This window comes from Treponema vincentii, assembly GCF_010365865.1.
GTDB lineage: Bacteria > Spirochaetota > Spirochaetia > Treponematales > Treponemataceae > Treponema.
Genome location: NZ_CP048020.1, coordinates 2,730,351 through 2,755,386 on the forward strand (window position 1 = coordinate 2,730,351; position 25,036 = coordinate 2,755,386).

Here is a 25,036-nt window from a genome sequence, read left to right on the forward strand (position 1 = left end):
CTGACCGCTATTCCTTCCGCGGCCTTGCCCATACTTCTTGAGAAAACGCCCCTACCCGCGTACCTGCCTCGTCATCATAGGCAGCAACGGCAAAAAAATAAATTTTACCGTTATGCAAATTCGGTATGCGATAAGAAAGAACTTTACCCACATTCAGAGGTGAGCCTGCCGAAAAATATTCTCCTCGGCGTTCTCCATAATATACCATATAACCTTTTACATCAAAATCAATCGATGGCGTCCATGACAACTCGATACTACCGTCTTTCGGTTCTGCAAATAAGCGCGCAGGAGGCAGCGGTTCTGAGTCTTTTTCATATTCAAGGCTGATGGAATGTACAATAGGCGTTTTCTGTCCCTCTGCATCCGGATACAAATCACCCGCAATTTGGAAGAACCGCCCTCGCATCCCCGTAATTGCCTGCCCGCTGCGTATAGGTTTCCATGCCGGCTCCGTATCTGTCCATGCATAGCGGTTCTCTCCGGAGCGAATAAAAAATACAGCATCCGTTTGTACCGGCGTATCTGCAGAGACGGTTAACAGTTTTGCCTCAGACAGAGAGCCCCCCGAATCAATAATCAGAGATTCGAAACGCCCTCCATTAAGGTGGTACCGGTCAAACAGTGCAGTCTGCTCGGCAAAAGTCGGCGGTTCAATAAATCGCTTGGTTATTTTCATTTCATCAAGTAATCCCGAATAATGCACGCCGATTGAAAGGTCTGCGGCGTGCCCCATTTTTGATAATAAGATGGCATCGCTTTCTCGCCCATTCTCGGTAACGTAGACGATATTCTCCGTATGTCCATTCATCCGGTACTCTAACAGCCCGATTTCTTCATCATACGTAATCAGATGATGTGACCACTGCGATGGAATTAAATTGGTGCGTCCCCGCAGCAAAATGGAAATACCGTTATTATATTTATCTTGCCAAATGTTAAAAAAATCCCATTGCACCTTGTTTTGAATAATCTGTGCAATGATATGTTGATCGGTCAAGCGTTCTTTTTCAAAATATGACGAATACCACTGTAGAATAATACTACCGCTCTCGGTAACCGCCGGCGCTATCCAGAATTCAATCGTAAACGATCCGGCAGAACTTTCGCCTGCAAAAAAAGAATCGTCCTGCGGTTTTAGCACTAACCCTGCAGTTTTTATATGGGGACTGCACATCGCCGCCCCTGCGCCGAGCTTTGCCTGTTCAGCTCCTATGAAACGCATATTCGAAGAGACAACCGTATAGGAACTAGTCTCCTCTACAATAGAAGGGGAATCGAAATTGAGATAAAGATCGGTTTCCTGCGTTATTTTTGGAGCACTGCTGCTGAGTGAAATACCGGGATTCCCATATTTTCCCGGACACATCTGTATATTTTCGGTATACTGCAACATTCCCCAGCCATGTTTTCCGCCTAATTCAAACACTGCGGGGTCGGTAAAGGAGACAGTAAGAACGCTTGAGAAAAAAAACAGCACTGCAAAAATCTTTTTTATACACATCATCGCTTTCAATTATCGGCCAGAAGTATATATCATTTAAGGAAGTTTTAATAGACCGGAACGTTAGGACAAACGCATCAGTTTATTTTTTAACAGTCCCGCAGAATCAACAACCTCGACGCAAGCGTCGGGGTATGTTGTTCTCATAAGGTGGTTGCAGTCGGCTTTAATACCCTTTGTTACGACGCAAGCGTCGGGGGATTAAACCCTCCGCACGAATAAAGAGGCCGTTCAACCAGAGTTGAACCTCTTTGCGGTTCAAATTGTCTCACAACCTCTTTATTCTACGGAATTGGATTTATTCATCTGATGCGTTTATCCTTCTCCTAAAATAAACTGTGCAAAATTTTGCTTAAAATTTCGCACAAACGGGGAAACCTGTTTAGCATATTTTCAGTGCGGTTGTCATGAGGAGAGTGTAACGGCCTATCGTAATATTTTCTTAAATATTATACTTGACAACATATTATATTATGAATAATATTATAAAAGTTGCAACCTAAGATGAGAGTATCTCTAACAACTTGGTTAGATTTTTCCACAAATGGTTGCGTATATTTAGAAATATAAACCTCAGGAGGTAAAAGTGCTTTTTTCAATTAACTCAGGATTGCTTGAAGCTTGCGTGCTCGCCCTCTTGAGTAATGAAGACTCCTACGGATATAAGTTAACACAGGATGTAAAGGACGTCATGTCCATCTCCGAATCGACACTCTATCCGGTATTAAAACGCTTGCAAAGTGCCGGTTTTTTAGAAACATATGATATGCCTATTGATGGGCGCAATAGAAAATATTATCGCATAACGTCCGCAGGAAAAAGGCAGCAGAGCTTATACTGCGACGAATGGAAGTCTTACAAGGAATTGATTGAAAAAATTTTTAAAGGAGCACAGCATTCATGACCCGTAGAGAATTTATGACTGAGCTGGCTGCACGGCTGCACCGACTGCCAAAAGAAGATTTACAAGCTGCATTACAGTATTACGAAGAATACTTTGACGAGGCCGGCAGTCAAAATGAACAAGAGGTAATACGGGAACTGAGAAGCCCCGCACATGTTGCTTCAAAAATTTTATCCGATTATGCCGTAAAAGAAGCAAAGAAAGCCCGAGCTTCTACAAAAAGCGGCTGGCGCGCTTTTTGGTTTACCATATTGGCTATTTGCGCCGCGCCCGTTGCGGTACCGCTTATCATTGCCGCAGTAGTAACCATCGTAGCGCTCGGATTTGCCGGCTTTGCAGTTGTCTTTGCTTTGATAATTGCCGCCGGTGCAATTTTTATCAAAGGAATCGGCAGCTTGTTTTTCGGCTCTGCCACAGCCTTATTATTGTTCGGCAGTGCATTAATACTTGTCGGTTTTGCACTTCTGATCTTTTACGGCATCAGCGCCTTAATTGTCGCTATTGGCAAGCATATTAAAAACAAATCAAATAAATAGATGAACGAGCATTGCTAAAAGCTCAAGTGAGCTTTTAGTGATCCTCAAAACCACATACATTGGAGGCTTATATGGACAAGAAACTCTATCGAAGTGAAAGCGATAAGAAAATCTGCGGCGTATGCGGCGGTATTGCCGAATACTTTGACATCGACTCAACCGTTATCCGGTTGCTGTGGATTCTTGCGACTCTTTTTTTCGGAAGCGGTATTTTCTGCTATATTATCTGCGCATTGGTAATGCCTATTAAAAAAGAAGAACCGCTCGAATACGAGTATATCAGGAAAAACACAAGCGATACTGACCGGTAAGGAGAGGAAAATGCTGATGATCATTATTTTGTGCATTCTGCTTAGTCTGTTCGGAATAGGCGGATTAGTCTTTGCCATCGCAGGCGGTCTCCTGAAATTCTCATTCAAACTCTTAATCTTTAGCATTACGTTGATTATTATGATTTTATGCAGCATCCCTCTCCTATTGGCAGGATTATTTTTCAGCGGTTTAGCATTCTTATTTTAGAATATTGCTAAGATATGTTTTTAGAATATTAGGATTATATCGATGAAAAGAAGAATAAGAACGGTATTTACAATTATTGGAATTGGAGGACTCCTCATCATTATTGGAATTCTGATGGGTGGCAACGTGAAAAAGACCTTCTACGACAATGGTTATCTCGATGAGGGATGGTGTATGGACAAGGAGGAATTGAGTATGGATAACGAAAATACAAGTAGTGCCCTATCGACACATACGAATGAAACACAGCTCATATCTGATGCTTCCGTTCTAAAACAGCTAAAAGCGGATGTTTCTTATGCCGCGCTGCGAATTGAACCGCATGATAAGCAATCCATTGCCTACAGCATCACAAATAACACAAAAAGGATCGGAGCTTCCGTACAAATTGACGGCGACACCTTAGTAATCAGCACAAAAAAGAACCACACATGGAGTTGGCCATTCGGATGGAAAGGCGACAGGCTGGGACGTTCTAAAACAGCCATCACGGTTAAGATACCTCAAAATACACTGTTTGATACCGCTAACATCAATATCGGGGCTGGCTTACTGATACTTGACGGTTTTACTGCAAATCAACGGTTTAAATTGAATAGCGGAGCAGGTAAAGTAGACGTCAAAAATATTACCGCCTCAAATGTAAACATCGAAACAGGCGTAGGAGAAACAGTCTTTCACAATTGTAGTTTTACGGATACTGTGATGAACACCGGCATCGGAGAGACCGTCTTTGACGGCAGAATTTTTACGAAACTTGAAATTAACGCAGGAATCGGCGAAATAGACATGCGCATAAATGGAAAAAAAGACGATTATTTGATCAATGCTACCTCAGGGATCGGTTCGATACTGATAGACGGACGCAGTGCGACAGGGATCGACTCCACATTCCGTATCAACAATCAAAATGCGCTGCATACCATCCGTGTTAAAGCCGGTATAGGGGAAGTCAATATCAATTTTACCGAATAACGTTATATATACGAAAGCAGAAACGCATCCTGCTGTTTTTGAATTTTCCGATAGAATAAAAAATAAAAAAGAGCTACTTGACAATAATGTTTTTTTGAGATATAAATATATCTCATTGTTGAGCAATGAATACTAATGTCTCCTTCGTCTAGTGGTTAGGACATCGGGTTTTCATCCCGACAACAGGGGTTCAATTCCCCTAGGAGATGGTTAAAGCCTGAAATAAACAGCGCGGTTTATTTCAGGCTTTTTATTTTCCAGACAGTCAGCTTACTTCTCGCTCAATCTCATACTGAAAAACCTTTTTTCAGCTAGCGCCCCACTTCATCGCTAAAAAAATCTACTAAATCACGGCATTATGCGCTTACATTTTTACTGAAGCCTTTCCAATTTTTCAGCAAGCTGAAGATACGTTTTATTATAAGGATCAAGCGCAATAACTTGCTGCAAATAATAATATGCTTTGCGATAATCCTTATGCTTAAAATACCACTCATATAGAGCAAAGAGCGTCAACGAGCTACGCGGATCGGACAAAAGACTCGACCGTAAGAGGGTCAGTTTCTCCTCATCGCTGGGCGCAAGTAATGCTTGATAATAAATTAAAATTGACTTTAAGGCAGATCGAGCATCACTGAGATGGCGGTTAATAACTTGCCTAAGCGTACCGTATTTTTTTGCACCGTAAAGAACCTGTAAATACAACGCGATAATTTCGTCAGAAGGCCGCTTTTGGGCGGCAGCCATATATGCAGCTTGCGCCGTATTCATCGCTTCTTCCCAGTTATTCATCCCTGCGCAGACACGGGCATATAACACGATATCTTGCTCAGAAGGATTATTATTATATAGATACTGTGCGCGTTCAAAGGCGTTTCCCCATCGTTTTTCAGCTATATCTTCTTTGACCAAAAGGCGGATTGCAAGAATATTACGCGGATTTTGTTTTAAAAGTACACTGAGAAAATCATTCGTAGTCTTCCCGTTAACGGTATTTTTTGTTTCAAAGCAAAAATTTGCACAAGCGAGAATAACATCAGGAGATTGCGGATAAAGAGAGTCAGCCTTTTCAAGGCATTGTTTTGCATCGACAATATTCTTACTCCATTCGAGTAATACACGGCTCCGCAACAGAAGGTAAGCCTTATCAACCTTATTTTGTTTGGCAAACTCATCAAGCAGAGTATTTGCAGCTAAATATTCTTTTTTTTCTACATATAGCCGGACTTGCAAAAAGAAGGCACGCCCAAAATCATTATCTTTTTTGATGACCGCGGAAACAAGTTCCTCAGCTTTTTCAAAATTCCTTTTGTCAAGATATGTTTCGGCAAGTAATAGTCGAATTATTACAGCATCAGGATAACGAGTATACAATCTTTCAGCAATTTTATATGATGTTTCAATGTTATTACTAAAGAGGGCTAAATAAGCAAAGCGCATACCGGCCGGATAGCAGCTCTCATCTTGCGCCCATGCCATCTGATAGTAATTCTCTGCATCTGAAAGCCTACCAAGCTGCTCATATAAAAGCCCTAAAAGATAAGGGGGCAATACAGAAGAAGGATTTAAGCCTCTTGCAATAAAGAGACGTTTTTCCAATACAGTAGCGTATTCCTCCCCCCCGACACCCTTTATCAAAATCATTGCCGGAATAACCGCATCGAAAAACGTATTTGTTCCAAGGTTTTGTGGATAATTGCTTTTCTCAATTTGATCCAATGCATCAAGATACGGGTCAGCTTGTTGATAATTCGGAGTATTCCAATCGATAGACTCGAGCGGATATAAAAGGCGCATCAACCGGGTAGCCAATGTCAATTGCAATTGTTTTTCCTTCATTAAACCTTGAGAAGTCGCATATACACGGGTTACGGCACTACGAATGCTTGCCGGCGAAGCTATTTCCATATCAGTTTGAACCTGTGAGTCGATACGGTTTGATGCCAAATCAGCGGCAGAAGGTAATGGCAGGATAGTGGCCGAAACAGTCTGTCCAGATATAGAATCAGTATGAGTATTATTTCTTGCCGTAGCACATGATATAAAGAGAAGAATCGGAAATAATAAATGCAATACACAATATTTTGAGATAGGGCGAGGAAACAACATCATCAATACCTACCTTTATCCCACTCAGAGGAGTAAAAAAAAGCCCGGCAGCTACCTACTTTCCCACTCTGGATGAGCAGTATCATCGGCGTAATGAGAGCTTGACTTCCGTGTTCGGGATGGGAACGGGTATGACCTCTCCACTATGGCAACCGGGCAATAAAAGACGAAATAAAAAAGAAACGAAATTTATTAAATAAAGGGAAGCGCTTTATTATTGATAAGCGACAGGAAAGAAAGTAAATAAAAGAGAATAAAGAAGAGAAGATAATATGGTCAAGCCTCACGACTTATTAGTATTGCTCGGCTAGAACACATTACTGTGCTTAGACCTGCAACCTATCAACCTTGTAGTGTGCAAGGAGTCTTTAGCGGGGTTAAACCCCGAGGGATATGTAATCTTGAGGTGGGCTTCCCGCTTAGATGCCTTCAGCGGTTATCCCTTCCGAACGATAGCTACCCAGCACTTACCCTTGGCAGGATAACTGGTACACCAGAGGTTCGTCCACTTCATCTCTCGTACTAAAAGCAGCCCTCTCACATATCCAACGCCCATAGCAGATAGGGATCGAACTGTCTCGCGACGTTCTGAACCCAGCTCACGTACCGCTTTAATTGGCGAACAGCCAAACCCTTGGGACCTACTTCAGCCCCAGGATGCGATGAGCCGACATCGAGGTGCCAAACTTTCCCGTCGATGTGAACTCTTGGGGAAAATCAGCCTGTTATCCCCGGGTACCTTTTATCCGTTAAGTGACGGCGCTTCCACTCGCGACCGCCAGATCACTAAGACCTACTTTCGTATCTGCTTGAGCTGTCACTCTTGCAGTTAAGCCTCCTTGTGCCTTTACACTCACTGCGTCGATTTCCAACCGACGTGAGGAGACCTTCGCGCACCTCCGTTACATTTTAGGAGGCGACCGCCCCAGTCAAACCGCCTGCCTACCACTGTTCCCATTCCGGCTTCACGGAACGGGTTAGAAACCTAATTCATCAAGGGTGGTATTTCACTTGGCAACTCCACTCACCCTAACGAGCAAGTTTCACTGTTTCCCACCTATTCTACACATGATAAACCAAGTCCCAATAGTAAGTTACGGTGAAGGTTCACGGGGTCTTTCCGTCTAACTATGGGTAACCGGCTTCTTTACCGGTATATAAATTTCACCGAGCCTCGCGTTGAGACAGTGCCCAGATACGTTACACCATTCGTGCGGGTCGGAACTTACCCGACAAGGAATTTCGCTACCTTAGGATAGTTATAGTTACGGCCGCCGTTTACCGGGCTTCAATTAACAGCTTCGCATTACTGCTCACCGCTCCTCTTAACCTTCCGGCACCGGGCAGGTGTCACCACCTATACGTCTCATTACTGATTCGCAGATGGCTGTGTTTTGATAAACAGTCGCCTGGTATGCTTTATGCTACCTCCACTCATTACTAAACAGAGGCCACACTTTTCCCTAAGTTACGTGTGCATTTTGCCGAGTTCCTTAACGCGAGTTCTCTCGAGCGCCTTAGATTTCTCATCCTACCTACCTGTGTCGGTTTACGGTACGGTCTTTTATAACCTAGCCTTAGACAGTATTTCCCGGCACCATGACTTACCCCGCTTCGCTTCTCTCATCGATCCACTCGCTGTCGCTTCTCACCTTGGATAGCGGATTTACCTACCATCCTTCATAACGGCTTAAATACTTCGACCGGAACAACCGTTCTCCGGCCGGGGGTCGCCTCATGCGTCCTGCCATCGAAATTATAAAAGGTATCGGAATATGAACCGATTTCCCATCGACTACGGCTTTCGCCCTCGCCTTAGGAGCCGACTAACCCTGGGCAGATGACCTTTACCCAGGAAACCTGAGGTTTTCGGCGGAAAGGAATCTCACCTTTCTTTTCGTGTACTTATACCTGCATTCTCTCTTCCATCCCTCCAGTGCCCTGTCAGGTACACCTTCATCAGTCCATGGAATGCTCCCCTACCGCCTTATGCTTTTAATGCATAAGACCCGTAGCTTCGGTATACTGCTTAGCCCCGTTACATTATCTGCGCATGTATACTCGACCAGTGAGCTATTACGCACTCTTTTAAGGAATGGCTGCTTCTAAGCCAACCTCCTGGCTGTCTAGGTATCCACACTTCATTTCACACTCAAGCAGTATTTCGGGACCTTAGCTGACGGTCTGGGCTGTTTCCCTTTTGACTACGAACCTTGTCGCACGCAGTCTCACTCCTATACGTTGATTACCGGCATTCAGAGTTTGATTGGGTTTGGTAGGCGGTGAAGCCCCCTAGTCCATCCAGTGCTTTACCTCCGGTAATTTTGTATAAGGCTGTCCCTAAAGGCATTTCGGGGAGAACCAGCTATTTCCAGGTTTGTTTAGCCTTTCACTCCTAGTCACAAGTCATCCAAACCTTTTTTAACAGATTGTAGTTCGGTCCTCCACAGCGTTTTACCGCTGCTTCAACCTGCTCATGACTAGATCACTCTGGCTTCGGGTCTACGACATGCAACTCTTACTTCGCCCTTTTCAGACTCGGTTTCCCTCCGGCTCCGGAACTTCTATTCCTTAACCTCGCTGCATACCGTAACTCGCAGGCTCATTCTACAAAAGGCACGCTACCACCCATAAAGGGCTGTAACATCTTGTCGGTTTATGGTTTCAGGTTCTATTTCACCCTCACCGGGGTTCTTTTCATCTTTCCCTCACGGTACTTGTCCGCTATCGGTAGCCAACTCGTATTTAGCCTTGGATCGTGGTCGACCCGGATTCCGACAGGATTTCTCGTGTCCCGCCGTACTCAGGTACTGCACCGGCAAGACGACTGTATTTCGCGTACGGGGATTTCACCCTCTCTGTCAGGCTTTCCCAAAACCTTTCCGCTATACATTCGCTTTATCACTTGCTGTACGTAAGCCCGTGCAGCCCTACAACCCCCGTTTAACGGGTTTGGGCTCTTCAATTTCGCTCGCCACTACTTTCGGAATCTCTTTTGATGTCTTTTCCTTGAGTTACTTAGATGGTTCAGTTCACTCAGTATTGCTTTACCTCTCTATTTTATTCAAGAGTGTAATGATAGAATCACTCCTATCGGGTTACCCCATTCGGCTATCTCCGGATCACAGGATATGTGCTCCTCCCCGAAGCTTTTCGCAGCTTATCACGGCCTTCTTCGCCGGTTGGCTCCAAGACATCCACCATAAACCTATTCTTCGCTTGACCATATTATGTTCTCTTCTTAAAACGATCATCTATTCAATAACCGTCAAGAATTTTTCTTTTCACCTTATTTTTCACTCTCCAGTTCATCCCTTTACTTTAAATAAAGAAAATTCACCTTCAAGCATTCTTTCTTTCCCTTCCCTAGCTTTTCAAAGATCTTTCCGCGCAGCAAAATTATTTACACTGCACAATTTTGGAGATAAGGGGATTCGAACCCCTGACCTACGGCTTGCAAAGCCGCCGCTCTAGCCAGCTGAGCTATATCCCCTTACTACAAACCAAAAATATAAAAAAGGGAGAGAAAGAAGAGGAGATAAGCGGACGCTTTGTGTACAACTTACAAAGCATTTAGTATTTACCTTTCTCTAAGAAAGGAGGTGATCCAGCCGCACCTTCCGGTACGGCTACCTTGTTACGACTTCACCCTCCTTACCAAGCGTACCTTCGGCACCGTCCTCCTTTGCAGGTTAGACAAGCGACTTCGGGTACCCCCAACTCGGATGGTGTGACGGGCGGTGTGTACAAGGCCCGGGAACGTATTCACCGCGCCGTGCTGATGCGCGATTACTAGCGATTCCAACTTCATGAAGTCGAGTTTCAGACTTCAATCCGAACTACGATTGCTTTTTTGCGGTTTGCTCCACCTTACGGTCTCGCTTCGCTTTGTAGCAACCATTGTAGCACGTGTAGCCCTGGACATAAGGTATGATGACTTGACGTCATCCCCACCTTCCTCCGATTTGTCATCGGCAGTTCCGCCAGAGTCCTCAAGCTTTACCTGTTAGTAACTGGCAGTAGGGGTTGCGCTCGTTGCGGGACTTAACCCAACACCTCACGGCACGAGCTGACGACAGCCATGCAGCACCTGTCTAGCAGGGTATTGCTACCCGGCCTTATCTCTAAGACCTTCTACTAGATGTCAAACCCAGGTAAGGTTCCTCGCGTACCATCGAATTAAACCACATGCTCCACCGCTTGTGCGGGTCCCCGTCAATTCCTTTGAGTTTCACCCTTGCGGGCATACTCCCCAGGCGGTACACTTATCGCGTTTGCTTTGGCACTGAAGCTCTTGCCCCAACACCTAGTGTACATCGTTTACAGTGTGGACTACCAGGGTATCTAATCCTGTTCGATCCCCACACTTTCGCATCTCAGCGTCAATTATCGGCCAGAAACCCGCCTTCGCCACCGGTGTTCTTCCAAATATCTACAGATTCCACCCCTACACTTGGAATTCCAGTTTCCCTTCCGTAATTCAAGCTATACAGTACCCAATGCTATTCTAGGGTTAAGCCCCAGGATTTCACATCAGGCTTACATAGCCGCCTACATGCCCTTTACGCCCAATAATTCCGAACAACGCTCGCCCCTTACGTGTTACCGCGGCTGCTGGCACGTAATTAGCCGGGGCTTATTCGTCGATTACCGTCATCAGATGAGCATTCCCTCTCACCCTTATTCTTCATCAACAAAGGATTTTACAACTTTTCAGCCTTCTTCATCCACGCGGCGTCGCTCCGTCAGACTTCCGTCCATTGCGGAATATTCTTAGCTGCTGCCTCCCGTAGGAGTTTGGGCCGTATCTCAGTCCCAATGTGTCCGTTCACCCTCTCAGGCCGGATACCCATCGTCGCCTTGGTGGGCCTTTACCTCACCAACTAGCTAATGGGACGCAAGCTCATCCTCAAGCGAAGCCGTAGCTTCCTTTCCTCAACATCTCTTGTGATATGCCGAGTGTATTCGGTATTACCTGCTATTTCTAGCAGCTATCCCCATCTTAAGGGTAGATTACCCACGTGTTCCTCACCAGTCCGCCACTCTAGGAGAGAAGCAAGCTCCTCTCTTGCCGTTCGACTTGCATGCTTAAGACGCGCCGCCAGCGTTCGTTCTGAGCCAGGATCAAACTCTCCATTATTTTATTTCAAACACCCCGAAGGGCGTCTGATCTCAATAATTTTGAAAGCAAGTCCCGTTTCTTTTATTTTAGGAACGTTGACCTTTATGAGAAAGAAAAAAAATAACAATGCACAGCAATTATTCATCACCCCGCACACCCTCTTTCTCTCTCAATTCTTTGTTCTACGCTTATTTCCTTACCAAAGATTTTTCACTCTTTGGCTTTTTCTTCTTTCCCTTCCCTTTAATTTCAAAGACCAGTTTGCTTAACTGCGCTTCGCCTTGGCATCGCAGCAAGCGAAAAAGAATATATCAAAAAACCATTCGTTTTGTCAAGTACCTTTTGTTCTTTTTTATTTTTATTTTTTTAAGTCAAGACCGAGTTAAAGAACGCAAGAGAACGGCGACAAACTCACGAACATGCAATGCCCACAATATGAAAACACTATAGGCAAATTTCTCACCAAACCACTAAGCCGTTTTGAGAAAAATTCCTTCAAGAATTAATTGCAATATAAATTATTATAGAAAGGAATAAAACTATGGAGAATAGGGGATTCGAACCCCTGACCTATTGATTGCGAACCAATCGCTCTACCACCTGAGCTAATTCCCCAAAGCGGTATTGAGTATATAGTTTTTAGATAAATTGAGCAAGTGCTTTTTAGGACATACGAAAAATTTTTATGTACTATTAAAACAATGTGGCACGTTATATTATAAAGAAATACCCCTAAAGACCTCGGTTTCTAGAGCTGCCTAAAGGTATAAAAATACAAAATATAATCCTTGACTTTTCCAGCAAAGTCCCGTACACTAAACATATGAACTTGAAAACCGTTTTGACACCTGAAACTGTCAATCTCCATTTAAAAGGAACCTCTAAAGAGGAAATTATTGATGAATTACTTGAAATGCTTGTTCAGGCAGGAAAAGTAAAAGATAAAGCCGTCGCCCGCGCTTGCGTATTAGATCGTGAACGAAAAATGTCTACGGGAATGAAGCATGGTATTGCAATCCCGCACGGAAAGACCGATTCGGTTAACGATCTCGTTGCCTGTATCGGCATTTCGGATCATCCGGTCGATTTCGATTCACTGGATCAAGAGCCATGCCGTATTTTTATTATGACACTTTCACCGATTGACAAAACAGGATCGCACTTGCAGTTCTTGGCAGAAGTCAGTCTGCTGTTCAAGAGTGCCGAAAAACGGCAAGAAATATTGAATGCAACTGACAAGTCCGATATTATCCGTATCTTGACCGAATAGTGTACACGACTGGAGCAAATGCACTTAAACTAACAAAGCATGAGGAGGTTTTATGCTTGTAAATGTATTAACAACAGGAGACGATGTAAGTGAAAAACTAAAGACATACTGCAATGGGCTGCCTGATGTCGATAAGAAGGTTATGGATGCTGCATCCGATGAAGGAAAAAGCTTTATGGGTGCGCATGGCGTATCTGCAGCTCCGATGGTTGTCGTACTTGATGAAGACGGAAAGGATTTGTTAAAGACTACCGATATGAGCGAACTTGAAAAGTTCTTTTCTTAAATTTCTGCAAACTTAATTTAAAAACCTCTCGGAAGCATTATTCCGAGAGGTTTTCTTTTAATATATGGCTATATTTTCTCTGCTTTACAAGCAAAAGTGCCGCACCGTATTTAAAGATTTTTATACATATTCCAAGTTGATTCAATCAATGTTTTGATATCGGAGTATTTCGGATTCCAGCCTATCGTTTCGCGGGCATGCTGAGATGTTGCATAAAGCTCGGCGGGGTCTCCGGCACGGCGGCCGACAAAGCGTGCGGGTATTGCCTTTCCGGTAATAGAGCGCGCTGAGGTAAGCATTTCGCTGACAGTAATGCCAACTTCGCTGCCGAGATTGACGATAAGGCTGTTGTCGGTTTTATCGATATAGTGCAGCGCGTCGGTATGCGCTTTCGCAAGGTCACTGACATGTACATAATCACGGATACAAGTGCCGTCGCGTGTAGGATAATCATTGCCGAAAATCTGAAGTTCTTTCCGCATACCGGCAGCGACCTCCATAATAATCGGCAAAAGGTTTTGCGGATTCCGCTCAAGCCCCTTAACAGCACCCTCCGGATCATAGCCTGCGGCATTAAAGTACCGCAACGATGCAAACTTGAACCCCTTGAGCCGGTCATACCACTGCAAAAACTCTTCGGTTTTGAGCTTGGTAAACCCATAATAACTTTCAGGATTTTTCGGATGCTTTTCGTCAATTGGTAGATATTCCGGCGAGCCGTAGACGGCTGCCGATGACGAAAACACAAAGCGGAGGCACCCATGCTTAACCGCGGCATTTAAAATGTTCATCGTTGCCGAAATATTATTGATGGAGTATTTTTCAGGGGTAACCATCGATTCCCCCACCGCTTTAAATGCAGCTAAGTATACAGCCCCGTCAAATCCGCGGGCAAAAGCTGCATCAATATCGTCACTGTGTCGGGTATCTCCTGCAATAAATTCCGTACCCGGGAAAATATTGCATAATTGTCCCGTCGATAAATTGTCGAATACCGTAACTGAATGCCCGGCTTCCAGCATCGCTTTAACTACGTGGCTGCCGATATATCCGGCTCCACCGATAACCAATACACGCATAATAATCCTCTTATAAATCCGCTCTATTTGAGCGCTATATATATGAAACCTCCAAAAAGCTGTAGATTTTAGAGGTTTTTCTTCGGCGGATTCCGTAATGCCGTTATACTCCGCAATCGTTTTATCAATTCTTTATCCTTGCTTAAAGTTTCTATCGGAAACGACAGTCGGTATGTCCAGTTCGAATCACTGACCGTACCGGGGATGTTAATCCGCTCATCCTGCGGCTTGACCGTATGTATTTCATCAATCATGAGTCCCAACCAATCTTGTATGGGAAAGATAGCGAAAACCGACGGAACTTTGACTAAAGCGCTCAATAAGGCTGCAGCTAAGTCCGCCGTATAGGTCGGCTTTTTCCCGTCGATAGGACACAGGGCTCTCCGTATATTACCATCAATACGCAGAGCATTAAAGAACGAAAGCATATCTGCATAAGACAATTCTTCCTCCCACCATTCCCGCAGTGTCGAAGAATCATGCACGGAAGTTACCGCAACCGCTTCTTGAGGATAGTCGCACAGCGGAATAAAAGGAGCACCGTCCTTTTTCCATTCACGTTCCCAGCGGAATACCCGCAGGCTCAAAATATGTAATTTTCCCAGAATTTCCGGCAATGCCGCAGGTTTCGAGCCCAAATCTTCGGCGCATGGCTGCATATCGACGGAAGCACATAATTCCGACAAAATATCTTCTGCCTGCACTGCCCACAGTTTGTTTTGCTCTGTTTCTTTCTCTTCGACCAACAATGAAAATCGTCTTTGTTCGTCCTCCGATAGCGTTCCCCATGCGGTTGTATTCCGGTATAGATATGCCGCAGTATACACAACTGTTCCCCGTAAGTCTTTTCCGGCTTTTACAAGCATACGGTCAGTCCATTTTTGCCGCAAAGCTGTTTCTACTTCCGGCGGCAGCCCGCAACGACGTATATCCACTTCGCTTTGTATTTCATCTTTAAAAAGCCAGAGCTCTTCCGTACCGACTCTATCGGCAACTTTATACAATAACCCATGCGCATACAAATAGTCGCCGTTCACCGCAGTTTGAACGATATCGGTATTGATATGCGGCTCTGCCATCCATCGAATACGTTCTTGGGAAAAACCTGCTTTTCTTAAATCTTTCATTGTAATTTCCGCATAAGGGATGGGTTTTCCCAAAAGCCCTGTTGTTTCCCCTTCGGGAATAGCCCAAATTCTAAAAAAACCTAAGATATGATCAAGCCGGTACGCATGATAATACTGCGATGCATGGGCGAGCCGTTCCTTCCACCAACGGTAGCCGGTTACTTTCAAATTTACCCAGTTATAAATGGGGAACCCCCAATTTTGTCCCGTAGGATTATCCCCATCAGGAGGACTGCCCGCACGGAGATCACCGCGGAAATATTCGGGATGTGCCCACACCTCTACGGAATCTTCGTTCATCAAAATCGGAATATCGCCTTTTACCGAAATCCCGTTATCGGCACAATAGGCAATGGCTTTTAACAATTGTTTATGCAGATGCATTTGTACCCACGCATAGAACAGATGTTCTCGTTTCAAGACAGAATCGTTCCATGCAGCAGTGATTTTCGCCGTTGAAGGAGAACGCATATCGGCACATTCTTTCCAGTCCTTCCACGAAGCGTGATAGTTTTGCCTCTTGATATTTTTAAACACTGCATATTCGATTATCCACGGATTTGCCTTTATCCATTCCGCAAGCTCACCGGTCTGAGAATCCGCAATAATCTGTGATTCAGCCTTATTAAATACAGCATGCAGCAGTACATTTTTTTCGTGAAGTATATCCCGGTACCGAAAATGCTCCGCCGGAGTGTGCGGTCTAAAGGCAGTGCATATTTTTTTAATCTCAGCCTTGAAGCTATGTGCTTCCGGTATATCATCCAAGCAGATGTAGAGCGGATGCAATGCAAAAGCCGAAAGAGCATTATATGGGGAACTGTCGGTGCCTGTATCATTGACGGGTAAAAGTTGAATAATGCGCAGTCCTACTTTTTTGCAAAAGTCTGCAAAAGGAATGAGGTCGGAAAATTCGCCGACGCCGCAACTTTTTTGACTGTACAAAGCGGAAACCGGTACGGCAGCCCCGCATAAAGCCTGATTAAGCGGTGAACATTTCATCTCAATCCTCCTAGTCAACTGAGGCTATCATAGACCAAAAACGTAAAGTTAGATAGAGGGGAATAGCAATCAATACAATTAATATCATTTCATTTGACAAAACGACGTATGCGTATTACCGTGTAGAGAGAAACTTCAAAATCCGCCGATTTTTGGAAATCTCCCTATAATGCTCTATAAAGGAAAGATATATGAAAAACGTACCGGCAGAAACTCTCCGACACAATATAAAGTATTTGGATTTACTCTCCCGCTCATTTCCCAATGTTACTACCGCAGTGGAAGAAGTGGTCAATCTAAAAGCCATCCTGAATTTACCGAAAGGCACCGAACATTTTTTGACGGATATTCACGGGGAAGCGGAAGCGTTTAATCATGTGATGCAAAATGCGTCGGGCGCTATCCGGCGGAAAGTATCCGAGGAACTCAGCTCAACGGTCAGTATTGACGATTTGGAAGAACTCACCACGCTCATCTACTACCCTAAGGAAAAACTCGAACTAATCAAAGCGGAAAAAAAGGCCAATATTACAAACTGGTACGAATTAACTATTTATCGGCTGGTACGGGTGGCACGGGCAACAGCGTCAAAGTATACACGATCAAAGGTGAGGAAACTGCTACCGAAAAGTTTTGCTTACATAATGGAAGAGCTGCTGCAGGAGGATGAACACCGCTTTAACAAGAAGGATTATTACAGCGAAATTATCAAAAGCCTTGTGGAATACGGACGTGCGGATTTATTCATCATCGAGCTGTCCGAAGTGATAAAAAAAAATGCACCATCGATCACCTGCATATTATCGGCGATATTTTTGACCGCGGCCCGTCCCCGCATAAGGTGATGGATACGCTGATGGCGCAGAACAGTCTTGATATCCAGTGGGGCAACCACGATATCCTCTGGATGGGGGCCGCCGCTGCGGGATGCCGTGCATGTGTTGCAACAGCGATACGGATTGCACTCCGCTATTCCAATATCGATTCCATTGAGGACGGATACGGAATTAGCCTCTTGCCGCTGGTGAGTTTTGCACAACACGTGTATAAGGATGATCCGTGTATACGGTTTATGCCGAAAGTAAACGAGAAAAAGCCCTTCGATGTCGATGCGGAACTGCTGGCAAAAATGCATAAGGCAATCAGTATCATTCAATTCAAACTTGAAGAAAACATCATCGAGCAGCATCCTTCGTATAATATGGAACACCGGAGGATACTGCGTACCCTTAATCCTGCGGCGGGCACCATTGAAATTGAAGGAAAAACCTACACGCTGAACGACACCTCGTTCCCGACCATCGATCCCGCGCACCAAACAGCGCTTACCGACGAAGAACAATACCTCATCGATACACTGACCAATACGTTCATGGCAAGCGAAAAACTCAAGCAGCATGTCAGATTCTTGTATGCAAAGGGGAGCATGTACCGACGCTATAACGATAACCTGCTCTTCCATGCGTGCCTGTTGCTGAACGAGGACGGCAGCTTTAAGGAGAAAGAGATAGACGGCGCCGTATATTACGGCAAAAGCCTGATGGATAAATACGACCAGATGGCGCGGGAAGCCTACTTTTCCGGGCAAAATGCGGATTTTCTGTGGTTCTTATGGTGCAATCAGGATTCGACGCTGTTCGGTAAGACGAAGATGACCACCTTTGAGCGCTACTTTATCGATGATAAGGCAACGCATAAGGAGCCGTCCTCGCCGTACTATAAGCTGATGGAACGGGATGACGGAACACTTGCCGCACGGATTCTCAAGGAGTTCGGACTAAGCGGCAACGCTCATATCGTTAACGGGCATACACCGGTCAAAGTTGTAAAAGGCGAAAGTCCGATTAAAGCGGGCGGCAAGCTCTTGGTCATCGACGGCGGATTTTCAAAAGCCTACCAAAAGACCACCGGTATTGCAGGCTATACGCTTACCTATAACTCTTATGGGATGACGCTGATAAGCCACCACCCGTTTGAGTCCGTTGACAAAGTTTTACGCGAAGGCTTCGACATTGAATCGACCAAAGAGGTAATCGAAACTTTAGTTGAACGAAAGCGGGTTGCAGATACCGACACCGGCGCCGATATGAAGGAAAAAATCCAAAATTTGGAAATGCTGATCAGCGCCTACAACAAGGGCATTTTAAAACAGCAGGATTAACGACGCGAATACTTTTCCGTATACCGCTGTGCAGCAGTCGGTTCCGGTTCGTAGTACCGTTTGATGCGGATAAGCCGCTGTGCGATAGCGGCAAGGTTGTCTCCCCTACCGAGACCGTAGAATGCCAACGCCGCATCACCGATCAACTCTCCGTCGGCAAAAGCGGGAAGCGCGAAAGTTCTGCCGGTCATATCGGCCTTCATTTGGCACCAGATAGCATTATGCGCCTGCCCGCCGGATAAGGTATACACAGGATGAAAACCGGAAGCCTGTTCAAGTAAATCACAGCCGTGCCGGATACGGAACGCAAGCGCCTCTACAAAGGTACGCCCTTGTCCCGCAAAGGTCGCAGGATATGCACCTGATACCACAAACGGTTCTGCGGCAATCCGCTCCATTGCGGCGATATAATCGTTCCCGCGTAAGCCGTGCGCTATTAAAAAATCGGAAAACGCTGCGCCGGATGATGGAATAACGGAAGAAAGGTTCCACAAATCAGGCATAACCGATGGCAGCAGCAGCGTTTTTTCAGCGCGGCGCGGCTGCGAGATGCAAACGTTAATGCCCTCACTTGAACCGGCACGGTCGCAGGCGGTACCCGCCGTCAGCGTTCCCGTCCCGATAAGCGCCGCGATAAAATCCGGTACACCGGCGATAACCGGAATACCGCAAAAGTATCCGATCACCGTACCGGCGGCTGTGAAAGGAGGCAGCAAACCGGCTAGTCTTTCCGTATCGATATGCAGCGCTTCCGAAAACCGGAAAAGCTCTTCTTTACTCCAATATGCTGCCTCGTAGCGCGGATCAGGGAGGCTGGTTACCGCCGCGCCGGTTAAAAGGTAAGAGACATATTCCGGCCCGGAAAAAAGCTGCGCGGCGCCGGCGAATACATCAGGATACTTTGCACGGAAAGCCGCAATCCGCGGCAAAAAAAGGGACAGCCCCGTCGGCGGGATAGATGCAGCTCCATCTTGCGGCGCCGGTATAGTAGCTCCCTGCTGCCCCGATACGGTAAGCCCTTGCGACACAGGTTCATTCCATAAAAACAGGGTATCGTTTTTTGCCGCATCAATAATACCGTTCATAACATCATCGGGGGGGAGAGACGCGGAGAATAAATGCCTGTCAACGTTGATATGTATCTTGGGTACGCGTCCGGCAGAGTTTATGTTTGCTTCCGGCACACGGCGGTTTTGAGGTACGGCAACAAACGAAGGACCATTTCCGGAAACACAAATAGCTTCTACCGTATAATCAGCGGGTAAGATATGCCATGCAGCAAAAAAGGCCTGCACCCAGTCTACCGCCTGAACAGGCTGAGGGAACAGCAAGCGTATAAACTTGAGTACTGTTCCGGCCTCGGTAATAAACGCTGCTTTTAGCGACGACGTACCGATATCGGCACATAAAATACCACTTTGCATGAACCTATTGAGCGCCGCCGGAGAAAGATTCGTCGTTTGCAAGTATTTGGTTTATATCGCCGTCATCAACTTCCGAACGAGTATGTACAGAGGCAAAACGGGTACTATACCAATCAACCCGCCGAGTAAGGAACATCAACAGTGAAACAACACAGAAAATACCGATACTGCCGATAAGCAGTGCATAATCTTCCGATTGCAATATGCCGAACAATAAAAAATAGGATATGGCTTGCACCGCCGTTAACAAGACACCCCAACGGATTTGCTTAAAAATTGCCGCAGTATAAAATCCGACAACGGTACACACACCAGCCGTCGCAATCAAATAGCTAAGGCTAAACGAAACATGTTCGGAAAAAGACAATAACAGCAAGTAAAATAACACATCAGCAAGCCCGATAAGAAAATACTGGATGGGATGAATCCGCACCGCGCTCCACAATTCACATAAAAAGATCGCTAAAAACGGCACCGCTAAAAAAAGGAGCGCATAAGTAGTGCACCGCTTTACTTGCGAATAATGATTAACGGGAGTGATAAAACCGATCTTCACCGTTTCGGGCGAACTGCGGAGACTTGGAGAAGCTTCTGTCGCATAACCGTCGTATTCATCGTACACATCCGTATCTTTGGATATACTGAAATCTTGAGCTCTCCAGCTGCGGGGAAATACCGTACTTAACCCGGAAATACGCCAGTCGGCGGAAAAGCCCGAATTGTCGAGTGTTCGGTTTTTCGGCAGCCATCCTCCCGCAAAGCTGGGAGCAGACCATGTCGACTGTACGGCAAAACTGTTGTCCGCAGCAAGCGGTACGATACAAAGGCTTTAACCCCCTTGGATGGAAACGGAACCTTCTATCGAAAAGCCGGAACGCACAATATCTTCCGGCACCATGTAATACACGGCATTGCGGAACGGAGAGGCTCCGGCAGGGGCAGTCAGCGCTTCAAGCAGCGGTTTACCGTTTCCATAAAGCGCAGGATAAGCGGTTAATGTCTTTTTATCTTTTATCCCAAGGATAAGTACCGCATCCTTATAACGGATATTTTTTTCCGCGATATTGAATTGACTAAATTGGAACCCTGAGAATGAGGCGGTTACCGCGAGATCACCGTTAAAAACAGGCACGGTAAATATACCTCGCGAAAGGCGATAGGGATCAATCTGTGTTACCAGATTATATGTTTCAGGAACCGTGAGAATATAGTCCGTTTTTTTCCCTTTTTGCACAACCTTCCTTGACGAATCTGTGTATTCGACTAATTCATCATACGGCACGGCAAGCAAAAGCCCCTCAATAACAGGCTCCCCCCCTGCCGGTTCCATGATAGACGCTTCGGCAGTCCGTCGATACCCCTCCCGATCATTAACAAGTGAGCGGATAAATGCAAGCGGGATAAGCAGTACCAACATCATAACCAAAATGATAACAGGCTTTATCCACGCTGCTTGATGGGGAAATAGTGATTTCTTCGGTATAGCAGCGATAATCTCTGTTGATTGTTTTACATCCATATCAACCACGGCCTTGCTTAATCTTGTTTATTATCCGTCTTATGCTGCGCGTTCGAATCCGCAGTATGGAGCATCCGTTCGATAATATCCCTATTATCCAATAGACCGCTTAAAGACTGATTATGATGCAGCCGCGAAATAGTCTGTGCAAACAGTCCTGAAACATCAGTTGAAATATACCATTCTTTCTTGAGCAACTCTTCATGATATACTGCATTGGTACCGATGATGCGATAGAAAAAACCTTTTTGATAGGCTTCATCAAAAAGTTGGGTTGCATCACCGGTGAAGAACGGCAAACTCACAGCTGCAATAACTTTTTTTGCGCCCTTGTTTTTAAGGAACTCCATCGCCTTTAATAAGGTTCCGCCTGTACCGAGCATATCATCAGCAAGGAAGGCGGTTTTGCCGGTCACATCCCCTAATAAGTTAATATTGACAATATTGGATTGCTTTGCATTTTGCGTAACGACGGAATAGTCCCGCTCTTTATAAATCATCGCAAGCGGTTTTTTTAGGCCGCTGGAATAAAATTTATTCCGATCTACCGCACCGCTATCGGGAGCAACAATAACAAACTCTGCATTGGGATCAGCAAGATTTTCAATCTTTGAAAGTTCGCGCATAATCTGATAACTTGCATGGAGGTTTTCGATACGAGCCGTATGAAAGGCATTCTCAATCTCACGAGAATGGATATCCAGTGTAATGATTTGATCGACGCCGAGTGTTTCGTAAAAATGGCCTAACATACTAGCAGTTAGTCCTTCACGCCCCTTCTTTTTATGTTGCCGACTATATGGATAGACGGGAACTACCAGTGTAATATGTGCAGCTCCGGCATAGCGTACGGCGTCGATGGTTACCATCATCGACATAAGATGATCATTTACCGAAAAAACATGCTGATTTTTACCTTCATTCACCCAAAGCGGATAATGGTTTTCTACATCTTGAAAAATAAATACGTTCTTACCGCGGATACATTCCAATATTTCAGTCTTAAATTCACCGTTTGTAAAATAGGTAAAACGAGCATTCACTTTAAATCGGGGAACGCGAATTTTTTCAATCTCGTTATTTTCATGTAATCCGGAAGAAATAAGGTCGTTATAAAAATTGATGTCCCGGATAAGTCTTTCTTTTTGTAAATTATATCGTTTTATTAACTTGTCTATCTTTCTATTAAGTTTTTCTACATAAATATGTTTTAAGTGTTTAATTACCGCATCGGCAAAATGTTCGCCGCCCGGACACGCCAGAATTGCCAAATTCGCAGAACCGGAGTATGTCATACCCGCCCCCTCATGTCGGAATAAATTTGAGCATTAGTTTACATGTTTTTAAAAAAAATTCAATCGGTCGTTGTAGGGTAAACGCATCAGGTTGCTTTTTAACAACCCCGCGGAAAGATTGATACTATTCGACCAGAGTTGAACCGCTTCGCGTTTCAAATGGTCTCATAGTATCAATCTTTCCGCGTTTTTTATCTACTCTACCTGATGCGTTTACCCGCTTGTTAGAAAAAATGTACGAAATTTTAAGCAAAATTTCATACAAAAGGAAGGCAAACGCATTAGGGCACACACGGATTTAGCTTTCCGTTAGCCTTTTGAAAATAGCTTGTTGAGAAGCGTACATCCGTGTACGCTTCTCAACGACGAGATTTGTGCATACCACAAATCTCGCTTCTGTTAAATTTTACAGACATCCGTGTCCGTTCTGAAATTACAAGGCGCGAGCACAAATTAACCGCAAGCGTATCTATGATACGTTGAGGACACTTTTTTGTCGTATGACGCAGTAGATGCGTCGTATATTTTCAAAAGATCATCCTAGAAACCAAGACCAATACCAAGCTTTATCCCTAGACCGGACAGCGTTGTAAATGCCCGCTTGAAATCTTGTGAGGCAACGGATGCAGCAAGGCTAAAAGTAAACCAGCGCGAATCTATAAAAAGACAAAACTCATGCTTCCACATCCGTTCGACATATCGGCTATCCAAATATACGCCGAGCACCTTTGCAAAACGGCTTTCAATTTTAAGCCCTCCGTCTACATAATACGGCTTTGCATTAAGAATCGGAAAAGCAAGAAATGGTGATAAAATCAAGTAATCATTTTGAAACGGCTTAAAATCGGCGCCGATACTTACCTTACACGGGCGCATAATTTTCTTTTTAGCCAAGGTACCGGAAAGGCTCGTTTTTGTTGTTTGGTTAAAAAAGGAAGTACCCCCACTCGTAATACCGTCTAAAAGGTTAGCCACAGAACCGTCATAGTTAAATGTCGCCTGCATACCTTTCGTCGTTACGATCGGCATAATCGGTAAGTAGTCGATACCGCCCGTAATCGCGACCCAACCTGTTGGCCGGAATACACCGGTTAAACTTAAATCAACACCGCCGTTTTTTAAAACCTCAAGTATAGAAAAATTTCTATTGGCTAAATAATCCGGTAGATACCCATAAATATTTGCAGTACCTTGAGCTTTCAGTGTAATACCGTCAACCACACCGCCTGTCATATGCGGAGACAGCCTATATGTTCCGCTGGGATTTTCCATATATGCGACAGGTGCAAAATATGCAACCCGTGCCGAAAAACCGTAAGTCGGATTATTAAACTGATACATTAGTCCGGCATCAGCGAACACATTGCTCTTTGCATTCAAAGTACCATGAATTGTCTGACCGGTTGCAATCGCCGGGTTACCGTTAGCTGCAAGATCAAGCAAACTCTTCGGTAAATTTCCCCATACGTCCCCATTAGCGGTAATAGAAAACTTTACCGTATGTTTTTCCAATACGGTAAACCGGAAAAATGTGTCAACATCCAAAAGCGCACCTACATGTATGCCCGATTTCATCGTATCTTTTGAAAGTTGATTAAGGTCGATAACCAATTCAGGCCGAAAAAAATCCAACACAGAAACCATATTATTGGCAGCGGTAGCCGAAACAACAAATCCCGTATGCAGAGAGAACGGACGAACCTTCTTAGTCTGCTGTGTCGGTTCATTCATTTCAACCGACTGTGATACATCTTTCTGCTCTTGCGCTTTATTGTTCTGTTCCGGAGCAATTCCCGTTCCGGTGCCGGAAGATTCGTCTTTAGCATTTGCGTTTGGAGCCGGCGAAGCCGGGAATTCAGTCACTCCGGTATCCGTATGAGCTGCCGGCGCGGCAGAAACGTTTTCGGCAGCAGCAGGCAGTGCGGTACTGCCGTTATCAGCAGCAGAAACGGCAGCGGACGCTTCGCTTTCGGGTAGAGCAGCCGCATGTTCTTGGGGAGACTCTGCCTCTTCTGCGCCAGTCGCTTGAGCAGGAACGATAGCTCCATCGGCTTGATCACGATCAGTTGTTGCTGCTTGTTCGGTTACTATTTTAGAATCGGTACTCGTACCTACCGCATCCTGTCCAAACGCCGTAACAACGCCTAGTACGATATATAATACAATAAACCATTTTTTTTTCATTTTACTTTCCTCAGGATATT

General features: G+C 45.0%; 16 protein-coding genes, 3 tRNA genes, 3 rRNA genes and 1 pseudogene. 10 read left to right on the top strand and 13 right to left on the bottom strand.

Translation table 11 applies throughout. The annotated features are described in order from the left end of the window. Positions 1 to 7: 7 nt before the first annotated feature. Positions 8 to 1,507 carry a hypothetical protein gene (locus GWP43_RS12975; protein ID WP_162664501.1) on the bottom strand — a complete coding sequence of 500 codons (1,500 nt, stop codon included), beginning with the start codon at positions 1,505 to 1,507 and terminating at the stop codon, positions 8 to 10. A 583-nt stretch (positions 1,508 to 2,090) separates the two neighbouring features. Between GWP43_RS12975 and GWP43_RS12980 the strand changes: the two genes are divergently transcribed. The 6 genes from GWP43_RS12980 to GWP43_RS13005 all read left to right on the top strand — a co-directional run bounded on the left by GWP43_RS12980 (position 2,091) and on the right by GWP43_RS13005 (position 4,647). Beyond that, positions 2,091 to 2,408 carry a PadR family transcriptional regulator gene (locus GWP43_RS12980; protein ID WP_162664502.1) on the top strand — a complete coding sequence of 106 codons (318 nt, stop codon included), beginning with the start codon at positions 2,091 to 2,093 and terminating at the stop codon, positions 2,406 to 2,408. Further along, positions 2,405 to 2,944 (top strand): DUF1700 domain-containing protein, encoded by a 540-nt coding sequence (locus GWP43_RS12985; RefSeq protein WP_162664503.1) that lies wholly within the window; start codon positions 2,405 to 2,407, stop codon positions 2,942 to 2,944. The genes GWP43_RS12980 and GWP43_RS12985 overlap by 4 nt, the downstream gene beginning before the upstream one ends. Positions 2,945 to 3,015: 71 nt before the next feature. Next, entirely contained in the window at positions 3,016 to 3,255 is a 240-nt protein-coding gene (locus GWP43_RS12990; RefSeq protein ID WP_162664504.1) for a PspC domain-containing protein, read from the top strand. Between the two features lie 10 nt (positions 3,256 to 3,265). Further along, complete coding sequence (locus GWP43_RS12995) at positions 3,266 to 3,463, top strand: hypothetical protein (RefSeq protein ID WP_162664505.1); 198 nt, start codon at positions 3,266 to 3,268, stop codon at positions 3,461 to 3,463. A gap of 42 nt (positions 3,464 to 3,505) precedes the next feature. Next, positions 3,506 to 4,438 carry a DUF4097 family beta strand repeat-containing protein gene (locus tag GWP43_RS13000; RefSeq protein ID WP_162664506.1) on the top strand — a complete coding sequence of 311 codons (933 nt, stop codon included), beginning with the start codon at positions 3,506 to 3,508 and terminating at the stop codon, positions 4,436 to 4,438. Positions 4,439 to 4,575: 137 nt separating this feature from the next. Continuing rightward, positions 4,576 to 4,647 (top strand) — tRNA-Glu (locus GWP43_RS13005). Positions 4,648 to 4,810: 163 nt separating this feature from the next. Here GWP43_RS13005 and GWP43_RS13010 read toward each other — a convergent pair. The 6 genes from GWP43_RS13010 to GWP43_RS13035 form a co-directional block, all read right to left on the bottom strand. Beyond that, on the bottom strand, positions 4,811 to 6,346 hold the full coding sequence (locus tag GWP43_RS13010) for a tetratricopeptide repeat protein (RefSeq protein WP_230977723.1): 1,536 nt from the start codon (positions 6,344 to 6,346) through the stop codon (positions 4,811 to 4,813). A 243-nt stretch (positions 6,347 to 6,589) separates the two neighbouring features. Next, positions 6,590 to 6,704 (bottom strand): 5S ribosomal RNA (gene rrf / locus GWP43_RS13015). A 115-nt stretch (positions 6,705 to 6,819) separates the two neighbouring features. After that, positions 6,820 to 9,772: ribosomal RNA gene (locus GWP43_RS13020) — 23S ribosomal RNA — on the bottom strand. A gap of 194 nt (positions 9,773 to 9,966) precedes the next feature. Further along, positions 9,967 to 10,040 (bottom strand) — tRNA-Ala (locus GWP43_RS13025). Between the two features lie 102 nt (positions 10,041 to 10,142). Beyond that, positions 10,143 to 11,687: ribosomal RNA gene (locus GWP43_RS13030) — 16S ribosomal RNA — on the bottom strand. Together the 16S, 23S and 5S rRNA genes with 1 tRNA gene alongside form the textbook arrangement of a ribosomal RNA operon. A gap of 524 nt (positions 11,688 to 12,211) precedes the next feature. Beyond that, positions 12,212 to 12,284: transfer RNA gene (locus GWP43_RS13035), tRNA-Ala, on the bottom strand. 208 nt (positions 12,285 to 12,492) lie between these two features. On the opposite strand from GWP43_RS13035, the gene GWP43_RS13040 reads away from it, so the two are divergent. Both GWP43_RS13040 and GWP43_RS13045 read left to right on the top strand, forming a co-directional pair. Further along, a complete protein-coding gene (locus tag GWP43_RS13040; RefSeq protein WP_162664508.1) occupies positions 12,493 to 12,939 on the top strand; it encodes a PTS sugar transporter subunit IIA in 447 nt (148 codons plus the stop codon). A gap of 52 nt (positions 12,940 to 12,991) precedes the next feature. Then, positions 12,992 to 13,225 (top strand): thioredoxin domain-containing protein, encoded by a 234-nt coding sequence (locus tag GWP43_RS13045; protein ID WP_162664509.1) that lies wholly within the window; start codon positions 12,992 to 12,994, stop codon positions 13,223 to 13,225. A 110-nt stretch (positions 13,226 to 13,335) separates the two neighbouring features. On the opposite strand, the gene galE is transcribed toward GWP43_RS13045, so the two are convergent. Together galE and GWP43_RS13055 are read right to left on the bottom strand one after the other, a co-directional pair. After that, positions 13,336 to 14,304 carry a UDP-glucose 4-epimerase GalE gene (galE, locus tag GWP43_RS13050; protein WP_162664510.1) on the bottom strand — a complete coding sequence of 323 codons (969 nt, stop codon included), beginning with the start codon at positions 14,302 to 14,304 and terminating at the stop codon, positions 13,336 to 13,338. A 68-nt stretch (positions 14,305 to 14,372) separates the two neighbouring features. Then, positions 14,373 to 16,433 carry a 4-alpha-glucanotransferase gene (locus GWP43_RS13055; protein WP_162664511.1) on the bottom strand — a complete coding sequence of 687 codons (2,061 nt, stop codon included), beginning with the start codon at positions 16,431 to 16,433 and terminating at the stop codon, positions 14,373 to 14,375. Positions 16,434 to 16,624: 191 nt separating this feature from the next. Here GWP43_RS13055 and GWP43_RS15325 point away from each other — a divergent pair, with 191 nt between their 5' ends. Together GWP43_RS15325 and GWP43_RS13060 are read left to right on the top strand one after the other, a co-directional pair. Next, entirely contained in the window at positions 16,625 to 17,278 is a 654-nt protein-coding gene (locus GWP43_RS15325; RefSeq protein WP_269138861.1) for a fructose-bisphosphatase class III, read from the top strand. Further along, positions 17,245 to 18,594, top strand: a complete 1,350-nt coding sequence (locus GWP43_RS13060) for a fructose-bisphosphatase class III (RefSeq protein WP_269138886.1) — start codon at positions 17,245 to 17,247, stop codon at positions 18,592 to 18,594. Before GWP43_RS15325 ends, GWP43_RS13060 begins: the two co-directional genes overlap by 34 nt. Here the strand turns inward: GWP43_RS13060 and GWP43_RS13065 are convergent. From GWP43_RS13065 to GWP43_RS13080, 4 genes and pseudogenes are all read right to left on the bottom strand, one after another. After that, complete coding sequence (locus tag GWP43_RS13065; protein WP_162664512.1) at positions 18,591 to 20,018, bottom strand: xylulokinase; 1,428 nt, start codon at positions 20,016 to 20,018, stop codon at positions 18,591 to 18,593. The two genes, GWP43_RS13060 and GWP43_RS13065, sit on opposite strands and share 4 nt — an antisense overlap. 4 nt (positions 20,019 to 20,022) lie before the next feature. Then, positions 20,023 to 21,537, bottom strand: a pseudogene (gene creD, locus GWP43_RS13070) (cell envelope integrity protein CreD). Between the two features lie 17 nt (positions 21,538 to 21,554). Further along, the gene (prs, locus tag GWP43_RS13075; RefSeq protein WP_162664513.1) at positions 21,555 to 22,832 is read right to left on the bottom strand and encodes a ribose-phosphate diphosphokinase; all 1,278 of its coding nucleotides are present in this window, start codon (positions 22,830 to 22,832) and stop codon (positions 21,555 to 21,557) included. Between the two features lie 540 nt (positions 22,833 to 23,372). Beyond that, positions 23,373 to 25,016, bottom strand: a complete 1,644-nt coding sequence (locus tag GWP43_RS13080; protein WP_162664514.1) for a hypothetical protein — start codon at positions 25,014 to 25,016, stop codon at positions 23,373 to 23,375. Between the last annotated feature and the right edge of the window lie 20 nt (positions 25,017 to 25,036).